19 protein-coding genes, 1 tRNA gene and 1 riboswitch are annotated in these 17,922 nt (G+C 61.4%); of the genes, 12 read left to right on the top strand and 8 right to left on the bottom strand.

Features of this window, described 5'->3' with window-relative positions:
• Window positions 1–199 precede the first annotated feature (199 nt).
• Window positions 200–664: a hypothetical protein gene (locus tag AC22G6_RS18640; protein ID WP_487368022.1), complete on the top strand. Its 465-nt coding sequence runs from the start codon at window positions 200–202 to the stop codon at window positions 662–664.
• Window positions 665–777: 113 nt separating this feature from the next.
• Here the strand turns inward: AC22G6_RS18640 and AC22G6_RS18645 are convergent, their stop codons facing one another.
• The 5 genes from AC22G6_RS18645 to AC22G6_RS18665 all read right to left on the bottom strand — a co-directional run bounded on the left by AC22G6_RS18645 (window position 778) and on the right by AC22G6_RS18665 (window position 4,781).
• Window positions 778–1,344, bottom strand: a complete 567-nt coding sequence (locus AC22G6_RS18645) for a FlgO family outer membrane protein (protein WP_487368023.1) — start codon at window positions 1,342–1,344, stop codon at window positions 778–780.
• The gene (locus AC22G6_RS18650) at window positions 1,344–2,039 is read right to left on the bottom strand and encodes a hypothetical protein (RefSeq protein WP_487368024.1); all 696 of its coding nucleotides are present in this window, start codon (window positions 2,037–2,039) and stop codon (window positions 1,344–1,346) included. Before AC22G6_RS18650 ends, AC22G6_RS18645 begins: the two co-directional genes overlap by 1 nt.
• Before the next feature lie 415 nt (window positions 2,040–2,454).
• Window positions 2,455–3,246, bottom strand: coding sequence for a DUF2182 domain-containing protein (locus AC22G6_RS18655; RefSeq protein ID WP_487368025.1), 792 nt, complete (start codon window positions 3,244–3,246; stop codon window positions 2,455–2,457).
• Window positions 3,234–3,848, bottom strand: coding sequence for a DUF1326 domain-containing protein (locus AC22G6_RS18660; RefSeq protein ID WP_487368026.1), 615 nt, complete (start codon window positions 3,846–3,848; stop codon window positions 3,234–3,236). Before AC22G6_RS18660 ends, AC22G6_RS18655 begins: the two co-directional genes overlap by 13 nt.
• A gap of 264 nt (window positions 3,849–4,112) precedes the next feature.
• Window positions 4,113–4,781, bottom strand: a complete 669-nt coding sequence (locus AC22G6_RS18665) for a trimeric intracellular cation channel family protein (protein WP_487368027.1) — start codon at window positions 4,779–4,781, stop codon at window positions 4,113–4,115.
• Between the two features lie 161 nt (window positions 4,782–4,942).
• Window positions 4,943–5,037: riboswitch (glycine riboswitch) on the bottom strand.
• 219 nt (window positions 5,038–5,256) lie between these two features.
• Between AC22G6_RS18665 and AC22G6_RS18670 the strand changes: the two genes are divergently transcribed.
• Together AC22G6_RS18670 and AC22G6_RS18675 are read left to right on the top strand one after the other, a co-directional pair.
• Complete coding sequence (locus AC22G6_RS18670) at window positions 5,257–6,291, top strand: hypothetical protein (RefSeq protein ID WP_487368028.1); 1,035 nt, start codon at window positions 5,257–5,259, stop codon at window positions 6,289–6,291.
• Between the two features lie 133 nt (window positions 6,292–6,424).
• Complete coding sequence (locus AC22G6_RS18675; protein ID WP_487368029.1) at window positions 6,425–6,973, top strand: CYTH domain-containing protein; 549 nt, start codon at window positions 6,425–6,427, stop codon at window positions 6,971–6,973.
• Between the two features lie 94 nt (window positions 6,974–7,067).
• Here AC22G6_RS18675 and AC22G6_RS18680 read toward each other — a convergent pair whose 3' ends face one another.
• Entirely contained in the window at window positions 7,068–7,889 is an 822-nt protein-coding gene (locus AC22G6_RS18680; RefSeq protein ID WP_487368030.1) for a DUF5602 domain-containing protein, read from the bottom strand.
• A 204-nt stretch (window positions 7,890–8,093) separates the two neighbouring features.
• On the opposite strand from AC22G6_RS18680, the gene AC22G6_RS18685 reads away from it, so the two are divergent.
• The 6 genes from AC22G6_RS18685 (at window position 8,094) to AC22G6_RS18710 (ending at window position 13,697) form a co-directional block, all read left to right on the top strand.
• A complete protein-coding gene (locus AC22G6_RS18685; protein ID WP_487368031.1) occupies window positions 8,094–8,669 on the top strand; it encodes a TetR/AcrR family transcriptional regulator in 576 nt (191 codons plus the stop codon).
• Window positions 8,670–8,778: 109 nt separating this feature from the next.
• The gene (locus tag AC22G6_RS18690) at window positions 8,779–9,513 is read left to right on the top strand and encodes an SDR family NAD(P)-dependent oxidoreductase (RefSeq protein ID WP_487368032.1); all 735 of its coding nucleotides are present in this window, start codon (window positions 8,779–8,781) and stop codon (window positions 9,511–9,513) included.
• Between the two features lie 22 nt (window positions 9,514–9,535).
• The gene (locus tag AC22G6_RS18695; protein ID WP_487368033.1) at window positions 9,536–10,126 is read left to right on the top strand and encodes a DsbA family protein; all 591 of its coding nucleotides are present in this window, start codon (window positions 9,536–9,538) and stop codon (window positions 10,124–10,126) included.
• A 78-nt stretch (window positions 10,127–10,204) separates the two neighbouring features.
• On the top strand, window positions 10,205–11,065 hold the full coding sequence (locus AC22G6_RS18700; protein WP_487368034.1) for a transglutaminase family protein: 861 nt from the start codon (window positions 10,205–10,207) through the stop codon (window positions 11,063–11,065).
• Window positions 11,066–11,209: 144 nt separating this feature from the next.
• Window positions 11,210–12,571 (top strand): hypothetical protein, encoded by a 1,362-nt coding sequence (locus AC22G6_RS18705; RefSeq protein WP_487368035.1) that lies wholly within the window; start codon window positions 11,210–11,212, stop codon window positions 12,569–12,571.
• A gap of 280 nt (window positions 12,572–12,851) precedes the next feature.
• Window positions 12,852–13,697, top strand: a complete 846-nt coding sequence (locus AC22G6_RS18710; protein ID WP_487368036.1) for an amidohydrolase family protein — start codon at window positions 12,852–12,854, stop codon at window positions 13,695–13,697.
• A gap of 127 nt (window positions 13,698–13,824) precedes the next feature.
• Here the strand turns inward: AC22G6_RS18710 and AC22G6_RS18715 are convergent.
• Window positions 13,825–13,900, bottom strand: a tRNA-Thr gene (locus tag AC22G6_RS18715).
• 86 nt (window positions 13,901–13,986) lie between these two features.
• Entirely contained in the window at window positions 13,987–15,153 is a 1,167-nt protein-coding gene (locus AC22G6_RS18720; protein ID WP_487368037.1) for an HD-GYP domain-containing protein, read from the bottom strand.
• Window positions 15,154–15,577: 424 nt separating this feature from the next.
• On the opposite strand from AC22G6_RS18720, the gene uraH reads away from it, so the two are divergent.
• The 3 genes from uraH to uraD all read left to right on the top strand — a co-directional run bounded on the left by uraH (window position 15,578) and on the right by uraD (window position 17,769).
• The gene (gene uraH, locus AC22G6_RS18725; RefSeq protein WP_487368038.1) at window positions 15,578–15,928 is read left to right on the top strand and encodes a hydroxyisourate hydrolase; all 351 of its coding nucleotides are present in this window, start codon (window positions 15,578–15,580) and stop codon (window positions 15,926–15,928) included.
• 34 nt (window positions 15,929–15,962) lie between these two features.
• On the top strand, window positions 15,963–17,156 hold the full coding sequence (locus AC22G6_RS18730; protein ID WP_487368039.1) for a urate hydroxylase PuuD: 1,194 nt from the start codon (window positions 15,963–15,965) through the stop codon (window positions 17,154–17,156).
• A 91-nt stretch (window positions 17,157–17,247) separates the two neighbouring features.
• Window positions 17,248–17,769, top strand: coding sequence for a 2-oxo-4-hydroxy-4-carboxy-5-ureidoimidazoline decarboxylase (uraD, locus tag AC22G6_RS18735; RefSeq protein ID WP_487368040.1), 522 nt, complete (start codon window positions 17,248–17,250; stop codon window positions 17,767–17,769).
• The last annotated feature ends 153 nt before the right edge of the window (window positions 17,770–17,922 follow it).

Raw genomic sequence — 17,922 nt, forward strand, 5'->3', positions numbered from 1 at the left:
GGGCGAATACCCTGGTCGCGGTATGGAACTCACCCACAACATTCCCTATCGTGAAAGTGTCGGACGTTGCATTCCGCGGCGGTCGGCCGTGCGGGGGAGGATGAACGCATTCATCGGATCAAGATTTCAACACGCATAACGATGCCTCTCCGCGCAATCAGGATCACTTCGAGATTCTGGACAACGAGGAGGATGAACGGTGACTCAATTCAATACGGCAAAGCGCATTGCGAAGTCATGCGGAGTCGGGCTGATTGCCTTGGTTACGCTCGGTGCAGGCAACGTCATGGCGGAAGAAGAAACGATTGGTTCTGACGAATACCGCATGTCCTGTCTTTCGTGCCACGGCGTAGGCGGCCGGGGGGACGGCCCACTGGCGAAGTTTCTGACGCCGAAACCGACGGACCTCACGGCAATTTCGAGGAACAGCACTGCACTCTACCCAAGTCGCAAAGCCGGCGAGTTTCCTTTCCTGAGGGTCTTCCAGGTCATCGACGGCAGAGCGGCCATCGAAGTGCACGGTGATAGAGCCATGCCTGTGTGGGGCAATCGCTACCTGATGGACCAACCGGGCACGCCCCGTGGCTATGCTGGCGAGTACGAAAAAGTCGTACGCGGCAGAATCCTCGAACTCGTCTACTACATCCAGTCCATCCAGCAGTGACTTGAGGCAGGAATTCCTTGCTGGAGCGCTCCTGAAACGAAGAATCCGCAACAAACCTGGGCGCCGCAAACGCGACCAGGCTTGTTGCGGATCTGCATTCTGCCGCAACTAACTCAGCGCGCGGCGCGCAGCATCGCCTTCGTATTGGCGTCGACCGGGAGTGCATAGTCGTGCACCGCGAGCGCGACGTTCGTACCGGGGTCAATCACCTTCAGATTGACGAAAATGAAATCGCTGCTCTCGCCATACGTACCGACGATCACGGCTTGGGCATCATGTGACTTTGCGATATCGCGGATCTCACGCGTCAGCATCATCTCGCCCTGGTCCCGCACCATGTAGACATTGTTGCGGAACTTCATCTCCACCATCTTGTGCCCGCCTTGCGAGAAGCGCGCCGAGACGTGCTCCGACACAAGGCGACCAAGCGTCGACGAACGCTCAAGCGCATCGATACTGACCACCGTCGCGATGATCATTGGCTGATCGGGCGAAAGCTTGCCCTGCAATTGCCCCAGAAGCGCTTCTGCCGCGCGGTAGTTGGCCGGAACGAACGGATTGTTTGCAGCCTCCTCGTAGGTCGCGGCCTTTCGTGCAACCGACGTTTCCGTTGCACAGCCGGCAATTGTCAGGCTCAACGCCGCAGCACATGCAGCCTTGAGGAATGTGCGTGGCGCCATCATTCAGCCCCCTTCACTTCAAAGGTCTTCATCCGGGCTGCACTATCACTGCCAGCGCCGTACAGCGAACTGTGCGCGCCGTGATCATCCTCGGCGATGTAATAGACGCTGGTCGTGCGTGCAAGGTACTGATTCGCGTTGGAAACGCTCGCGCTGACAATGATCTCGGTCCGCGGCGCTGCGCCGGACGACACCTCTGACCTGAACCAGGTCATTGCATCGATGGCTGCAAAACCGAGCATCGCACCAGCGCCCGGCGAGGTATTGATCACGACATCATGAATAGCCCAGAGACCGGCACCAAGCGTCGTCGCGGTACCGGCATACTGGTGACGGGGCCGCTCTGCCGAGAACTTCACGGCCTGCGTATCCACCTCGACCAGCAGAGCACCGTCCGGGTACTTCATCACTGCATAACCGGCATTGGTCAGCGAAGTCGTCAGTTGGCCAGAAAACGCCTGTTCGAACGGTGTGCTCTTTGCGGGCACCTTCACATAGACCTTTGCCTTCTCAGGAAGACGGGCGGTCAGCTGGTTCGCGACGTCCTGCGCGATCGTCGTCCAATGCCCAGCAGTTCTAAGCTGGAGTTGCTTGGTCGTCGGAAAGTTACTCGATATCGGAGCTTCGGAATACGGTGTGGCGCACCCTGTCATCAGCGCGGCCACGGCAAAAAGGCCGACCAACTGCTTATTCATCTTCTCGTTTCTCCTGAACATGGGATAGCGCAGGCGCCCTGACTGGCACGGTAAGTAACCATTCACATCGCTTGCATGTGCTGTGATCTTGCCAAGCAATGCCAAACTCAACCAATTTGGCTATGTCATAGCGATTTGGAACCTACCAGAAACGTATCATTGGTTCAAACAATATTATGCAAATAACACATTGACTCTCCATCGGCATATTGATAAGCACTTTATGACGGTCGCACTTGAAAACACGATCACAAGCCGGAAAAAAGCGCCCACTCACTGACTCATCCGGACTGAAATAGGCATTCCATTTGCACATGAACGCCCCCGTCGGGCGCCTGGAGACACCTCGACGGTTCCGGGCGCGATAGGAATGCCGCCGCAGCGACACATCACTGCACTGTGGAAAGCTTGCGAACTAGATCCTCGTTAGCAGGAACAATCCTGCCAGGATCAGTGCGGCACTCGAGGCGCGCGTAAGCATGCGCGCGCCGGGGAACACCTTCTCGACGAAGACGAAGGCGGCGATCAGGGCGACCCAGATCAGATTCATGACCCCGGCCACGAAGAGCAACAGCATCAGCGCCCAGCAACAGCCGACACACCAGGCGCCGTGTTCGAGCCCCATTCTGAAAGCACCGCCTGCCCCGTCACGCCAGCGCGTCATGAAAAACTGGAGCGGGTTGCGGCACTTGCCGAGGCAGGCCTCCTTGAACGGTGTCAGTTGATAGATCCCTGCTGCGATCAAGGCCGCTGCGCCAAGCCCTGCGCTCGCAGTTGCCATCTCGGGCGTGAGCAGCGCAGCGTATTCGAGCCCCGTCTGCAGCAGCGTGGCCACGATGCTGAACAACGTCCACATCAGCAGATAGCCTGCAGCGAAGACCCACACCCCCGGCAGGACCTTGCCCACCGCACCGTTCTTTCGGACCAGGGTGCCGTACATGAGGATGGTGGGGGCTGCGCTGGGAAGCATCATGCCGGCCATCATCACCGTCCACATTACAAAGGTGAGCAGCAGCGCAGTGGCGTCCGTGGCGCGCGGCATGCTCTCCATCGCCATGCCTGCGTGATCCATTCCCGCTGCGCTGTGCCAGAGGTAGAGCCACGACAGCAACACCACCGCACCCAGCCCAAGGATCGCCAGCCAGCGATCCTTGCGCAACACGACTTCGATGCCGTCACTGTGGCAGGCAGCGCTCAGGCTGTCCATGCGAAGGGCGCAAAGTGGGCGTTACGCGTGCCGGAGGTATCCGACCAGTTGATCCCGAACACGTTGAAGATGGAGCGTGTCGCCTTGGCCAGCGCCAGCCGGCTGTTGACCGGATGCACGGTGTTCTCAAGGAAGAGCGGCTCGTCCGGGCGCACGCCGCTGGCGACCCCTTCGCAAGCCTGGTCGACCAGCTCACCGGCCTTGACGGCAAAGTTCATGCCATCGACGTCGAAAGTAACCGGCCGTCGCTCAACCCCCGCCATGCTGCCGACCAGGGGTGCCAGGTTTGCCATCGGCCCACCGGCAGCACCGGTCGCGATGGCGCTGATCGCTTCGACCTGCGCGTCCGACGCACTCTCATCGACGATCAGGCCCACCACGATGTTGCCCTCTGCCATCGCGTGCGGCGAATGCAGCATCACGACGAAGGACAGCCCGTCGAGCTTGAGCCCGTCCTTCTGCCCTTTGGTGATGTGCATCGCAATAGCGGCCTTGCAGTCGCCTTCAGTGGGCTGCGCGGTCAGGTTCGACGCGGCGCAGGGGCACAGATAGGTACAGTTGCATGTCTCCATGTACTGCCCTTCGATCTGCCAGTTTGCCATGATGTCCTCCTTTGCAGGTTTGGGTTATCAAGCGGCAATTGACAGCCAGAAAGTCAGCCTGCAGGCTCGACCGGCCATACCAGATTCAGTGTGATCAGATGCGACAATGCCCTTCCGACCCGATACGTACGACAGGTCTGGCACCTGTCCGAGTTTCAGCAAATTTGCTGAAAGATCATCGAACACACACTACTGAGGCTAGTTTGCGAAAGGAGCAGGGTCAAGGCGGCCATGTCCCCGCAGGCATTCGGAAAAGTGCCCGCGCTAGTCCCAGCGCTGCTGGTAGGAGAAGGTGGGCAGGCGCCAGCTGAACTGGATCGCAAGCATGCGGAACATGAAGCCACCAACAAAGCAGATCGCGGTATTGAGGTCGGAATCGAGCCCGGCTGCGCGCAGCACGAGGAACAAGGCGCACACAGTGAGCGAAACGCTCGCGTAGAGTTCGCGCCGGAACACGACCGGCACCTGGTTGCACAGCACGTCGCGCAGAATGCCGCCGCAGATCCCCGTCAGCATGCCGGACATCACAACGACCACGATCGGGTAGTCGAGGTTGAGGGCGACGTTGCAACCAATCAGCGAGAAAGCAATCAGGCCCATTGCATCGAAGATCAGGAAAGCGCGCTTCATGCGGTGAATGTAGGGCGCGATCAAGGTCGTAAGCAGCCCCGCCGAGATCACCAGATAGACGTAAGCGGGGTGTTGCGTCCAGCCAATCGGGTAATTGCCCAGCACGACATCGCGGATGGTGCCGCCACCAAGCGCGGTCACGAAGGCAATCACGGCAACACCGAAGATGTCCATGTTGCGGCGGCCCGCAGCAAGGGCGCCAGACATGGCCTCGGCGGCGATGGCAATCAGATAGATGAAAAGCAGAAGATCAACCTTTTGCGCAGCCAGGGGCTGGAAAAGGCTTGCAAGGCTCGGGTACATCAGGGGGCGACTCCGTTGGAAGACGAATCACGCACGCGTGCGTGGTCCGTTGCGCCTCTCCCCCTGTCCTTTTACCTGAGAGTTTCAGCCCTTTTCAGGACCAGCCCCTTCGGTGAGACGAAAGCCACCGGGGTGACTCTCGACTGCTCTCCAGTCGGCGAATGATCTCTGCGGTTCCGTATGCCTGAGCGATTATGGGAGCTTGCGCCTTCGGCGGAGACTGCATGTTCGCAGCTCTCTCTCCCGCAGAAGGCTTGGATTATCGTGACACCTCACACTGCGTGTCAATCTCAGTCCGCATGCTCCGGCAGCGCCCCCAGGCAAACGGGCATACGCGCGTTCCTTGCGCAGCACCGAAAGTGACCGATGCGGGCGCGCTCGATGAATGGAATGCGTGCGACCCGACGGCTCGAAGAATCGGGCTCATGTATGACAAACTAGTGCGCAATGATGTTTTTGTCTTCCGGGAGTCAGCATGGAATTGAATCGGGGCCATCTCAAGGATGCGACCACGCAGGGCCTGATTACCGAGCAGCAGGCAGACCAACTCTGGACCTTCCTGCTCGCGCAGGGCAGCAATTCCCCGAGCTTTCGCGCCACCCACATCCTTTACTACCTTGGCGGGCTGATCGCGATCGGTGCGATGAGTCTGTTCATGAACATCGGCTGGGAGCGCTTCGGTGGATGGGGTCTGTTCTTCATTGCGCTGGCCTATGCCGGTGCAGGCCTGTGGCTCACCGAGTCCTTCCTCAAGCGCCACCGCCTGCCGATCCCAGCCGGCATCACGGCGACCTTTGCTGTCGCCCTGACACCGCTGGCGGTCTATGGACTGCAATCCGCCCTCGGCTTCTGGGCTGATGGCCGCGTCTTCCGCGAATACCATACGCACATCGACTGGCGCTGGATGCTCATGGAGTTCGCCACCCTGGCGACCGGAGTGATCATGCTATGGCGCTATCGCCTGCCCTTCCTGGTGATGCCGGTTGCCGTCACGCTCTGGTACATGAGCATGGATCTCGCCCCTTTCCTCGCGGCAGACGCCGACCACGGCTGGGCCTTGCGCAAGCTGGTTTCGCTCTGGTTTGGCCTGCTCATGGTCCTGCTCGCATTCTGGGTGGACGTACGAACCCGACACGTCAGGGACTACGCCTTCTGGCTTTACCTGTTTGGCGTCATCGCGTTCTGGGGCGGGCTGTCGTCGATGAACTCCGACAGCGAGCTCAGCAAGTTCATCTACCTGTGCATCAACCTGATCATGATCGCCGTCGGCGCCACCCTCTCGCGCAGAGTCTTTGCCGTGTTCGGCGGACTCGGCGCGGCGGGTTACCTCGCGCACCTGGCAAACGAAGTGTTCAAGGACAGCATGCTGTTTCCGGTCGTCCTCACCCTCATCGGTCTCGGCGTCGTCTATCTGGGTGTCGTCTGGCAGCGCCACGAAACCACGATCAGCCATCGCCTGCGTGCCCTGCTGCCCGCACCGGTTCGGGAACTGGTCGAACGGCGAACCTGACCAGAGCATGCTGCGTTTGCAGGCACACCTCCGGCGAAAAAGCCGGGGGCGCGCTTCTCTGATCAAGGTCAATTTTAGCGACCCGTCATCTGCTAGAATCCATTTACTCAAAAGCAAAAGCGGCAGCCCCCAAATGGCACTCGAGATTGAACGCAAGTTCCTCGTGCGCGACATCAGGTTCTTGCAGGATGCTCAGGGCGAAAACATCGTTCAGGGCTATGTCGCCAAAGAGCAAGGAGCAATGAGTACGCGTGTCAGGATTCGCGCAGACCGTGCCTTTCTGACCATCAAGGGGCCACGCTCCGGGATCACGCGTGACGAGTTTGAATACCCCATTCCCATCGCCGATGCTGTCCGCATGCTGTCGGCCTACTGCAACGATCGCATCGTTCGCAAGACACGCTACCTGGTGCATTTCCACACGCAGACCTTCGAGGTAGACGTCTTCGAGGGCAAGCATGCCGGACTCGTCGTCGCAGAGATCGAACTGCCGCACGAGGGCGCGTCGATCGTGCTGCCCCACTGGATCGACAGGGAGGTCACCTCCGACCCGCGATTCGGCAATTTCCGGCTTGCACAGACTCAACAGATTCCGGAGAACGTCGATCTCCACTGGTGGCCAGGCCCCCGCCACAGCACAGGCGGCGCAGCCAACATGACCGGCCTGAAGCTCATCGCCTGAAAAGCCTCGCCAGCGACGCCCTTGGTGCGACTGCGCAGCAGATCGTGGTCTGAGCACGGGATCGCGCTGACGCTCGGCGCACCGTGCAGGCAATCTACCGCAGATCCTCCAGCGCGATCTCGTACACCTGGTGCGCTTCGTCAAACGCAACCCGATACGACGACGGATAGGCACCGGGCCAGGAATACCTCGCCGGCCGTGACACCGGCAGCGAAACCGACGGTTTCGATTTCAGATACGCCAGCGAGACCATCGGCTCGATGAAGGTCAGCCGCTTGTTGTAATAGCCGTAGATGAACGCCGCGTTGAATGGCTGCTGCTGAAACTCCCCGCTTGCCGGGTTGACCGCATGCACCCCCATCTTCGACTTCGCAGTACCAGGCGGCAGAATGTAACCGGCCGCCATCAACTCAGCGGGCGGTTGCTGATCCGGGGCTCCCGATTCATCCGGGTTGGCAAACACGATCCTTTCCACCTCCCCGCGATCGACCACGTAGAAATGGAAGTCAAAGTGCGGCACGTCGTAGACCTTAGACGGCGCATGACCGGTCGGCTCCCAATTCACCACCACGTGATCGACAACGGTCTTCGGCCCGCTCGCCGGCATTGGCAACAGGTAGGGAACGTCAGAACGCTCGCCTGGCACCCTCGTCGGCAAACCGTCTAGCGCTGCTGCCGTCATCACCACGCCGATCGAGGTCACCGCGCCGTTCGCGCCGGTCCGGACCATGGCGTATGCCTCGCCCTTGCCAATCGCCACCGCCGATCCGGCATGGGTGCCCACCTGCCCGAATGCCGGTCTCAGGCCCAATGCCGACACGAGGGCGATCGCAATGATCAGCCCCGGAAATCGTTTGCTTGTCCGCTTCATGATGCCCTCCCGATTGAGGTCAACGAACAGATCAGGCGCGCGCACGATCGTCGCCCCCCTGCATCTCAATCTAGCTGATCGCAGGCGGAGTGCAATGAGCGCTGCGGATGGGGTCGGCTGCGCTGGCGCTCAAGGTCGCACAACGCCCCACCGCTGGCCCTTCCTCACAAAGGGTGAGCCGGGCGCTGGCCAGGGCCGCAGATCCCATCTGCGTTTGACATTCTGTACCGGCCGTTCCACTATGAAAACATGGCTCGCACAATCGAATTCAATCCGGCAACGGCGCGCAACAGTGCGCTCGTGCTGTTCTGGCGCAAGGGTTACCAGGCAACGTCGCTGGCAGATCTGCTCGACACCATGGCGATCAGCCGCAGCAGTTTCTACGCCACGTTTGTCGATAAGCGCAGCCTGTTTCTGGCCTGTCTGGACCTGTTTGCCCAGCGCTCGATCGACATGATTGCCCAGTCGCGCACCGAGATGCCGCCACTCGAAGCCTTGCACAGTTTCTTCGTGCGCAATTTCACTGCCCCTCGGGGCAACAGATCGCAATGGGGCTGCATGCTGGTGAGCACCGTTCTGGAAATGGCCGACGTGGACGACGAACTCAGCGCCCGCGCAAGCACCCATCTTGATGCATTCAAGGCAGCCTTCGAAGGCTGCCTGATCGACGCGCATTGCGAGCCGAAGCGCGCGTCGGACCTGGCCGATCTTCTGATGCTGCTCAATGAAGGCGTGCGCGTGTCCAGTCGTCGAAATCTCCCGCCGGATCAGATCACCGCGGCAATAGACACCACCTTTCGCCTGATACGGCGTGACCTCGGTTGAAACGGCCCATGAACAACGATTGCCCCGTCAAAGGGCAGCGCAGTGCGCGGCCTGCGACCTCAGGTGAAACGCACGCTTCGATGCATGACACACGGAATGGAGCCCAGCCATGAACCCTCACCCCACCCCCACCGAAGTCTGCCTGGTTGTCGGCGCAGGCGATGCCACCGGCGGTGCGATCGCAAGACGCTTCGCACGAGAAGGCCTGCATGTGGTGGCAAGTCGCAGGCGCGGGGACCTCTCCCGGCTTGTGGCAGGCATCGAAGCCGCCGGCGGCAGCGCAACCGCCGTGCACTCGGACGCGCGCGATGAGGATGCGGTCAGGGCGCTGGTGGCAAAGGCCGAACAGATCGGCCCGATCACGGCCTGTATCTTCAACGTCGGCGGCAATGTGCGGTTCCCGATCGAGGAAACAAGCGCTCAGGTTTACCGCAAGGTCTGGGAGATGTGCGCCTTCGCGGCATTTCTGGTCGGACGCGAGGTCGTCGAACCCATGCGCAAACGCGGCCATGGCACCATCCTCTTCACCGGCGCCTCGGCCAGTCTGCGCGGAAACACCGGGTTCGCCGCCTTCGCCGGCGGCAAACATGCCTTACGCGCGCTCGCACAAAGCATGGCGCGTGAACTCGGCCCCGAGGGCGTGCATGTCGCCCACGTCATCATTGATGGCCTGATCGACAACCCATCAACCAAGGCACTTTTCCCCGACATCTTCGAGGCGCGCATGCCAGACGGCATCCTTCGTCCCGACGATATCGCCGAGGCTTATTGGCAACTGCACAGGCAGCCACGCAGCGCATGGACCTTCGAAATGGACCTGCGTCCCTATAAAGAACAATGGTGACCCCGGGAACAGGAGACAGATCATGAGCAAATCCTTCGATTTCTATTTCGACTTCGCCTCGCCCTTTGGCTTCCTTGGCAGCCGCAAGGTCTCCGCCCTGGCCAAAGCCATCGGGCGGGACGTGAACTGGCGTCCGTTCCTGATCGGCGCGGTATACAAGGCACACGGCGGCCTGCCGCTCGACCATCCGCTGAAGAAGGACTACGTCTTCAAGGACTTCTTCAGGCGCGCAAAACTGGACGGCATTGCCGAGGTCAGGGTCCCTGCCAACTTCCCCGCCAACCCGATCCCCCCGTCGCGCCTGGCCTACTGGGTTGAACGCGAAGCCCCGGAAAAGATGGGTGCCTTCGTCGAGGCCGCCTACCGGGCCTACTGGATCGACGGCAAGGACACCTCCGACCCAAACGTCGCGCTGGATGTCGCTGCAAGCCTCGGATTCGACCGCGACGCGGCTGCAGCTGGCGCGCAAGAGCAGGACATCAAGGACCGGTTGAGACACGAAACCGAGAATGCCCTCGCGCGCGGCGTGTTTGGCTCGCCCTTCATCCTGATCGACGGCGAACCGTTCTGGGGCACCGACCGTTTCGACGACATCGAGCGCCTCTATCGCTGAGCCGCAGGTGGCCGTTTGTCTCCGGTTCGCGTCCGCTTAAAGTGTTAGTCTGGAAGTCCTTCAGGAGGCCGCACCGCCGTGACTCAAATTCGAATCAGTCATACAACGGTCTATCACTATCGCACCGCGGTCAGCCTGAACCCGCATCGGCTGATGCTGCGCCCAAGAGAAAGTCGCGAGCTGCAACTCATGTCGCACACCTTGAATGTATCGCCCGACGCGTCAGTCACCTGGGCGCACGATGTGTCGGGCAATGCGGTTGCGACGGCGTCCTTCGCCGGCATGACCGACACGTTGCAGATCGAAAGCAACATCGAACTGAACCTCACCGGCAACCCCTGGCCGATCTTCAATATTGCGGCGACGGCCATCAACTTTCCCTTCTTCTATTCGAACGATGATCGCGCCGACCTCGGCGCCCTCGCGATCCAGCAATACCTCGATCCGATGGGGCGCCTCCAGAAGTGGGCCCGGTCATTCGTGCGGGGTCCGGCGCCCGACACGCTGGAACTGCTGAAGGCGATCAGCCACGGCGTATCCGAAGCCCTGCAATACGAGGTGCGCGAAAGCGAAGGCACCCAGACACCGAACGAATCGCTCGACCGCGGGAGAGGGTCGTGCCGCGACTTCGCCGTACTGTTTGCCGAAGCAGTGCGCAGCCTCGACATGGGCGCCCGCATCGTGTCTGGCTACCTGTACGACCCGCAAAGCACGGCTACGGGCTCCTCGGGCTCCGGCTCCACCCATGCGTGGGCCGAGGTCTATGTGCCCGGGGCGGGCTGGATCAACTTCGACCCGACCAACCGCAGTATCGGCGGATTCAACCTGGTTCCGGTCGCCGTCGCCCGCGACATCAGGCAGCTGATGCCGGTGTCGGGCAGCTACCTTGGCGCGCCTGACGCATTCGCAGGGATGGAGGTCGAGGTCCGGGTAAGCTGAGCGGTCGGCCCCGGGAAGAGCACTGATCCTTGCGTCGCAAGGCTGATGGCGAGCCCTCCACCCACAGCGGAATTGTCGCCTGAATAGCTGGACCTGACAGATCGAGCTGCTAGAGTTCAAGCTGACTTGCGTCAGGGGCATGCGATGAGACGCGCGCTGGGCTATCTGCTGGTCATCCTCTCGGTTTGCGTAGCCTTGCTCGGCCTGTCGGCGCAGCTCGGCCGGGACGCCACCTTGACAGCGGCGACCGTGGATTCGATTGCAGCGGTGGATGAAGCGCGTGACTACCTGTCGGTGACGCGCGGGGTGATCGCCAGCGAGGGGCGCTGGCTGATGCGCCGGATTGACGACAACTATCTGATCCCGGTCTTCGCGCAAGGCGACGCACTCACCCCCCGGCCCGCACCGCGTCTGTTTGCCCTGGTGCCGCTCGATGAACTCCCCGGTGTTTTCGTGTTGCCAGACGCACCCAATGGCGCGATACGGATCGACATCGCGGGTCAGCGCAGCAGCCAGTGCGCCTCGCCCGCAACCCGCATGTATGCCCCGGACGAAAGCCCGGCGACAGCGCTTGAGTCAGTGCCCTGCGTTCTGCATGGGCGGGTGCCCGCGCCGCTGTACGCGGTCGTTATCGGTCTTGTGATCATCCTGCTGCCATTTGGCCTGTTATCCATCTGGTTGCTTCGGCCGCGTCAGGCAACGCAGAAATCAGCCCCGCGCGAGGGCTTCACCGTACCGGACTGGATCAGTTTCAAACTGATCAAGCCGGTGGCGATCATCACCTTTGCCATCGTCATGGCCTTTGCCAAACTCGGCGACGAGACCGTGCCGATCATCGTCAAATCCGCACCGGAAGCCGCGTCGACCATCGCCAAACAGCTCCCCGAAACGCTGCCGCCCATGGCTAAATACACGCTGACCGACGCAATGAAAGCGCTCCTGGAGGATGAAGAGCTGCCACTCAAAGTGATGAAGACGGGCAAGGACGCTGCGGACTGGTCCAAGCGCATCGAAGCACTCGATCTCGGACCAGAAGACAGCCTCGCCCGGCGCATGGTGCAGCTCGACTCGGTATCGCTGCTAGAGCAGGGAACGGATGGACGGTATCGGCTTGTCCGGGTCGAAGCCCTGCTGGAAGACAGCGTGATCCGCAACGGCGACAACGCGCTCAGCCGCATCGTTTCTCGTCGCGGCTATCAGCACTGGAAGGAAGTTCATGTCTTCGAAGCGCCTGAGGGCGCAATGGGATTCGACGCCACCACCAGCCGCGATGCCCTGCATCAAACAGGCACGCTGCGCTTCGTCGAGGGCGACTGGGCCACCTACCGCAATGGTCAGCCGGTACTGCTGCGACTCGTCGAAGTACCAAGAGGTCCGGGGCAGAAGGCTCCTGAACACGAACTGAAAACAGCGCTCCTATCACTGAAGGGCCCTCGCATGCTGGTACGCTCAGTTGGTGCAGCACCACTGGAGCACCAACTGAGCGTTCCAGAACAAGCGCGCTGACTTGGTGAGGCTGCGACGCATCTTTATTGACGTCACCAAAATCCCGTGCAAACTCGACGGGAAGACCGCAGATGACCCTGTTCGCGCACCGCCGCAGATCAAAGGGGTCAGAGTCAATCGATCGATGAAGAATCCTGCAACTTCAGCCATCCGTCGAACTCAGCCCGTCATTGCTCGCGAATGAAGACATTCATCCGAAGGCAGGAACCAATGCCCTGCACAAGGACTCATGCTGATTATTCAACTGAAGCCACGCCATCATTACGAGCGGGAGATCATCATGAAGCGGATTCGTTGCCTGTGTTTTCTGCCGTTCTGTCTTGCACTGGGAATTGCGGCGCCAACATACGGCGCCGACGCTGTGACCGCGGAAACCACCCTCCCCGTTTTTGATGCGCACCTGCACTACAACTGGGAACCGGCACCGCATCTGCCGCTTGAGGGTGTGCTGGCCTTGTTCCGGGAAAACAGGGTTACGGGCATCCTCGCGACCAGTCGCCCGAATGACGGCACCCGTGCGCTCTATGAGGCACAGTCGAAAGACCTGTGGGTAGTGCCATTCATCCGCCCCTACCGCGTACGTCCGGACATCCAGACGTGGATGAGCGATCCGCAGACCGAAGAACTGATTGCCACCGAGTTCAAGCGCGGCTATTACCGCGGCATCGGCGAGTTTCATCTCACCGGTCGTGCCGCCGAAGCGCCCCAGGTCAAAAAGACCGTCGCGTTCGCAGTGGAGCACAAGCTCTATCTGCACGCCCACGCCGACGACGAAGCGCTGGAGATTCTCTACCGCCACAGTCCAGAGGCACAAATCATCTGGGCACACACGGGTTTTTCCACCGACCCGGCCAAGGTCGAAGCCTATCTTCAACGTTATCCCGGACTGTGGTGCGAGCTGTCCTACCGCTACGGGATCACCGAAGGCGGGCAACTGACGCCGGAATGGCGACGCCTGTTTGAAAAGTACCCGGACCGCTTCCTGATCGGCTCCGATACATGGGTGAACGAACGCTGGGACAACTACGCCAGCATCATGGCGACTTACCGGGGCTGGTTGAAGCAGTTACCCGCCGAGGCAGCAGAGATGATCGCCTACCGCAATGCCGAACGGCTGTTCAGGTGATGAGCCGGCCCACTCTGCTGGACCAACCTCTACGCCACCTGTGAATGAAGTTTCGACGAACCGGATATCCGCACGGCTTCGAAAAATGAACAAGGGCTTAGAGGAAAACCTCTAAGCCCTTGATTTTTGGTGCTGCTGACCGGAATCGAACTGGTGACCTACTGATTACGAATCAGTTGCTCTACCAACTGAGCTACAGCAGCGAAGAGCGCGGAATATACAACAGCTCGCGGCTGTGTTCAAGCCTTTGAGGCCGCAAAAACGTACTCCGTGACATTCGTGCCCGCTTTTACATCAGTTTGGTGCTGGCGGCCGCCTGCTGATAGCCCCAGATCGACTGCCAGTCGTAGGGCGGAAGGCGGGGCTGGTCGTCGTGGGCGTAGCCCTGGATGCGGCAGTCGCGCGGGCCGATGCGGCGTGGGCGCGGCACGTGCTGCGGGCGGCCGCTGGGGTCAAGGAAGGCAAGCACTTCGCGCGGAGTTCCGTCGGCTTCGGCGGTGCGGCGGCTGATGATGCCCATCTCGCCATTCGACAGGCGCACTACGCTGCCCGGCGGGAAGCTGCTGAGGCGGCCCATGAGCAGGCGCGCGAGGATGTGATCGAGGCGTTCGAGGTCGGGGCCGAACACGTGCTGCAGCAGACGCTGCGGGTCGCGGGCCTGGTGCAGGCTCCAGAACAGCGGGCCGCGGCGCTTGCGTTCGCGCAGGCGGGCGGCGAGCACGTCGGTCACGCGCAGCATGCGGCCCTGCAACGAGACCTCGGTGCGGATCAGGCCCAAGGGATAGCCGCTACCGTCGAAACTTTCGTGGTGCTGCAGGACGGCAGTGCGCCAGGTTTCAGGGATGCCACCGATGCGGTCGAGCAAGTGTGCGGCCAGCGCCGGGTGTGCATCGATGTCAGCGCGGGCTTCGGGGTCGGGCTGGCCGACGTGAGCGAACATGCGGTCGTGCAGACGCAGACTGCCAAGATTCATGGTGAGGGCCGCGCCGATCAGGTCGATGCTCTCGTGCCGGGTGAAGCCGTGCGCAGCCGCGAGTTCGGCCGCGAAAAGCGCGGCAAGGATGGCGTGACAGACGCTCGGGCGGTCGTACTGCTCCATTCTTGCGAAGCCGATGCAGGCGTCGGGGTCGATCATCCAGGTGGCGTAGGTTTCGCTCGCAAGCGACAGAAACTCTCCGCCAGTCACCTGCTGCCCGCTGATGATGAGTTCGTCGAGCATGGCCAGTGCAGTGCCGATGTCGCGCAGAACCTTGAGCGGCTCAGCATCGGAGACGCGCGGGGCTTGCGACGCACGACAATACAGGCGGCGTTCGCTCGGCCCCACGCTCATCGACGGGCTGATCTCCACTCCTTCACGCAGCAGCAGCGTGCCGCGCACGTCAAATAGATCGCAGGGCGCGGGTTTCCCGACCAGTCCGGGCGCGAGTGTCACCGGGCGCAGTATCGAGTCAGCCATCGCAAACCTCCGTTTGATGCAGGCAGACCACAACGGTCTGCATTCAGACACAACATTGCGAGTTTCGTGCCAGGGCTGCAGTGCGCATTCGACTTGGATGAATACCCGACAGAACACCGTTCAAGCGCCTGTTTTTACGCACATTGATCACATACTCTTACCTACCCAGCCCTTTTGGGCGCGTAGACCTTTTGCGCCAGCACCGGCAACATCTGCCGCTTTTTGCCGGCACCGTCCGGCTTGAGCTGCGCCGCGCAAATCCCAGGCTTGAGGCCGAGCCTTGCAGTTGCAGGGTATTAAGCGCTGCCACAGGTTTCGGCCTGCGACATTTGCTGCAGCGCATATCGCTTATTGCAATTTTCGGGTTTCGCCGCGCGCCAGCCCCCTTAAACTCCGGTTAACGACGGCTTCAGGAGATTCCGACATGGGACGACTCACCACACACGTGCTCGACACGGCAAATGGCAAGCCCGGCAAGGGCATTGCGGTCGCAGTATTCCGCCTCGACGGCGAGCGCCGCGAAGTGGCTCGCGCCGTCACCAATGACGACGGTCGCTGCGATCAGCCGCTGCTGGAAGGCGCGGCGCTGGAGACCGGTCGCTACGAGATCGTGTTCGGCGCTGGCGACTACTTCCGCCTCTTCGACACCACACTGCCGGAACCCCCTTTCGTGGATGAGGTGGTACTGCGCTTCGGCGTCGCCGACCCCGCCGCGCACTACCACGTCCCGCTCCTGGTCTCGCCGTGGAGCTACTCGACCTACCGCGGCAGCTGACCCGGCGATTGCCGGCACACGGAAAATCACAACGATGGAAGCTTACCTTCTCGACTGGGCCAACCTGCTGATGCGCTGGCTCCACCTCATCGCAGGCGTGGCATGGATTGGCGCGTCCTTTTACTTCGTCATGCTGGACACCTCGCTGCAGCCGCCCAAGAAGCCGCAGGATGCAAAGCGCGGCGTATTCGGCGAACTGTGGGGCGTGCATGGTGGCGGTTTTTACTGCAGCCAGAAGTTCCTTACCGGCCCCAAGGACGAGCCCCTGACTGAAGACCTGCACTGGTCGAAATGGGAGGCCTACACCACCTGGCTGTCGGGCATGGGCATGCTCGCCATCGTGTACTGGATCGGTGCCTCAAGCTACCTCATCGACAACCAGGTGATGGCGCTCGAACCGGCCACCGCCATCCTGATCTCGATCGCCTTTCTCGCCGGCGGCTGGGCGGTGTACGACCTCATGTGCCGCAACCTGATGGGGCGCGACACGCTGCTGGCCGCGCTGGTATTCGTGCTGGTGATGGTGTGCAACTGGGTGCTGCATGAGCTGTTCTCGGCCCGTGGCGCATACATCCACGTCGGCGCGATGCTCGGCACCATGATGGCAGCCAACGTGTTCTTCCACATCATTCCGGGCCAGAAACGGATGGTGGCGCAGATCCGCGCCGGCCAGCCGGTCGACCCGCGCCCGGGCATGGTGGGCAAGCAGCGTTCGGTGCACAACACCTATTTCACTCTGCCGGTGCTGTTCATCATGATCAGCAACCATTACCCGATGACCTATGCCAACAAGTACGGGTGGCTGGTGCTCGCGGTGATCATGATCGCCGGCGTGCTGATCCGCCAGTTCTTCGTGCTGCGTCACCGCGGCCAGGTGAAGTGGTGGCTGCCCGCTGCCGGCGTGGCGCTCATCGGCCTGCTGATCGTGCTGATGGCACCCAAGGCGGTGAATGCCGATGGCGACAAGGTGAGCTTTGCGACGATTCAGCAGATCAGCGAAAAGCGCTGCGTCACCTGTCACGCCGCACAGCCCACCTGGGACGGCTTTGCGCAGGCCCCCAAGGGCGTGATGCTGGAAACGCCCGAGCAGATCGGTCAGCATGCAGCAAAAATCGCTGAAACCGTTGCAAGCGGCTACATGCCGCTGGGCAACCTTACCCAGCTCACCGACGACGAGCGTACCCTGATCGCCACCTGGTTTGCCCAGGGCGCCCGGCTGACCGACTGAACGAACCCTGAACACCCCCTTCAACCCCTGCCCCTTACACCGCCCGACTGAGTACCCGATGCAAGCGACACTGATCCGGAAGCAAGCGACCATGACCTCCTCTGCCGACGCCGCCATGACCACTCTATCCGCACTGTCTCAGCCGGATTTCGTTGCCCGTCTGGGCGACATCTTCGAGCATTCTCCCTGGGTTGCCGAGCGCAGCTGGCATGCCCGCCCCTTTGCCACGATTGACGCGCTGCATGCGGCAATGGTCGACGCGATGACCGGCGCCAGCGAAGCCGAACAACTGGCACTGATCCGCGCCCACCCCGAACTGGCAGGCAAGGAAGCCGCATTCGGCACGCTCACCGCGGCATCCACCGGCGAGCAGCGCGGCGCCGGTCTCGACCAGTGCAGCGCCGAGGAACTCCAGCGCCTGCGCGCACTCAATGCAGCCTACCGCGAGCGCTTCGGCTTTCCCTTCGTGATCGCGGTCAAGGGCCGTTCCCGCTACCAGATCATGGAAGCCATCGAAGCACGGCTGCAGCACGACGCGCAGACGGAGTTCTCCACCTGCCTCGGGGAGATCGCAAAGATCGCCCGCTTCCGGCTCGACGCGCTGTTTGCATAAGGTGCTGCCTGCAGGCTGACCGTGCAGCCCGGTAGACATCGGGCCGCACTGCATGGAATATCCCCGCTCAACCCCGCTGCAGCGAACACTCAGAAGAACACAAGGAATCACAGCATGGCCAGTCACACCCCCGGCGCCCCCGTCTTTGCCCAA

The sequence above is a fragment of the Parazoarcus sp. PS-13 R2A genome (assembly GCF_057621855.1).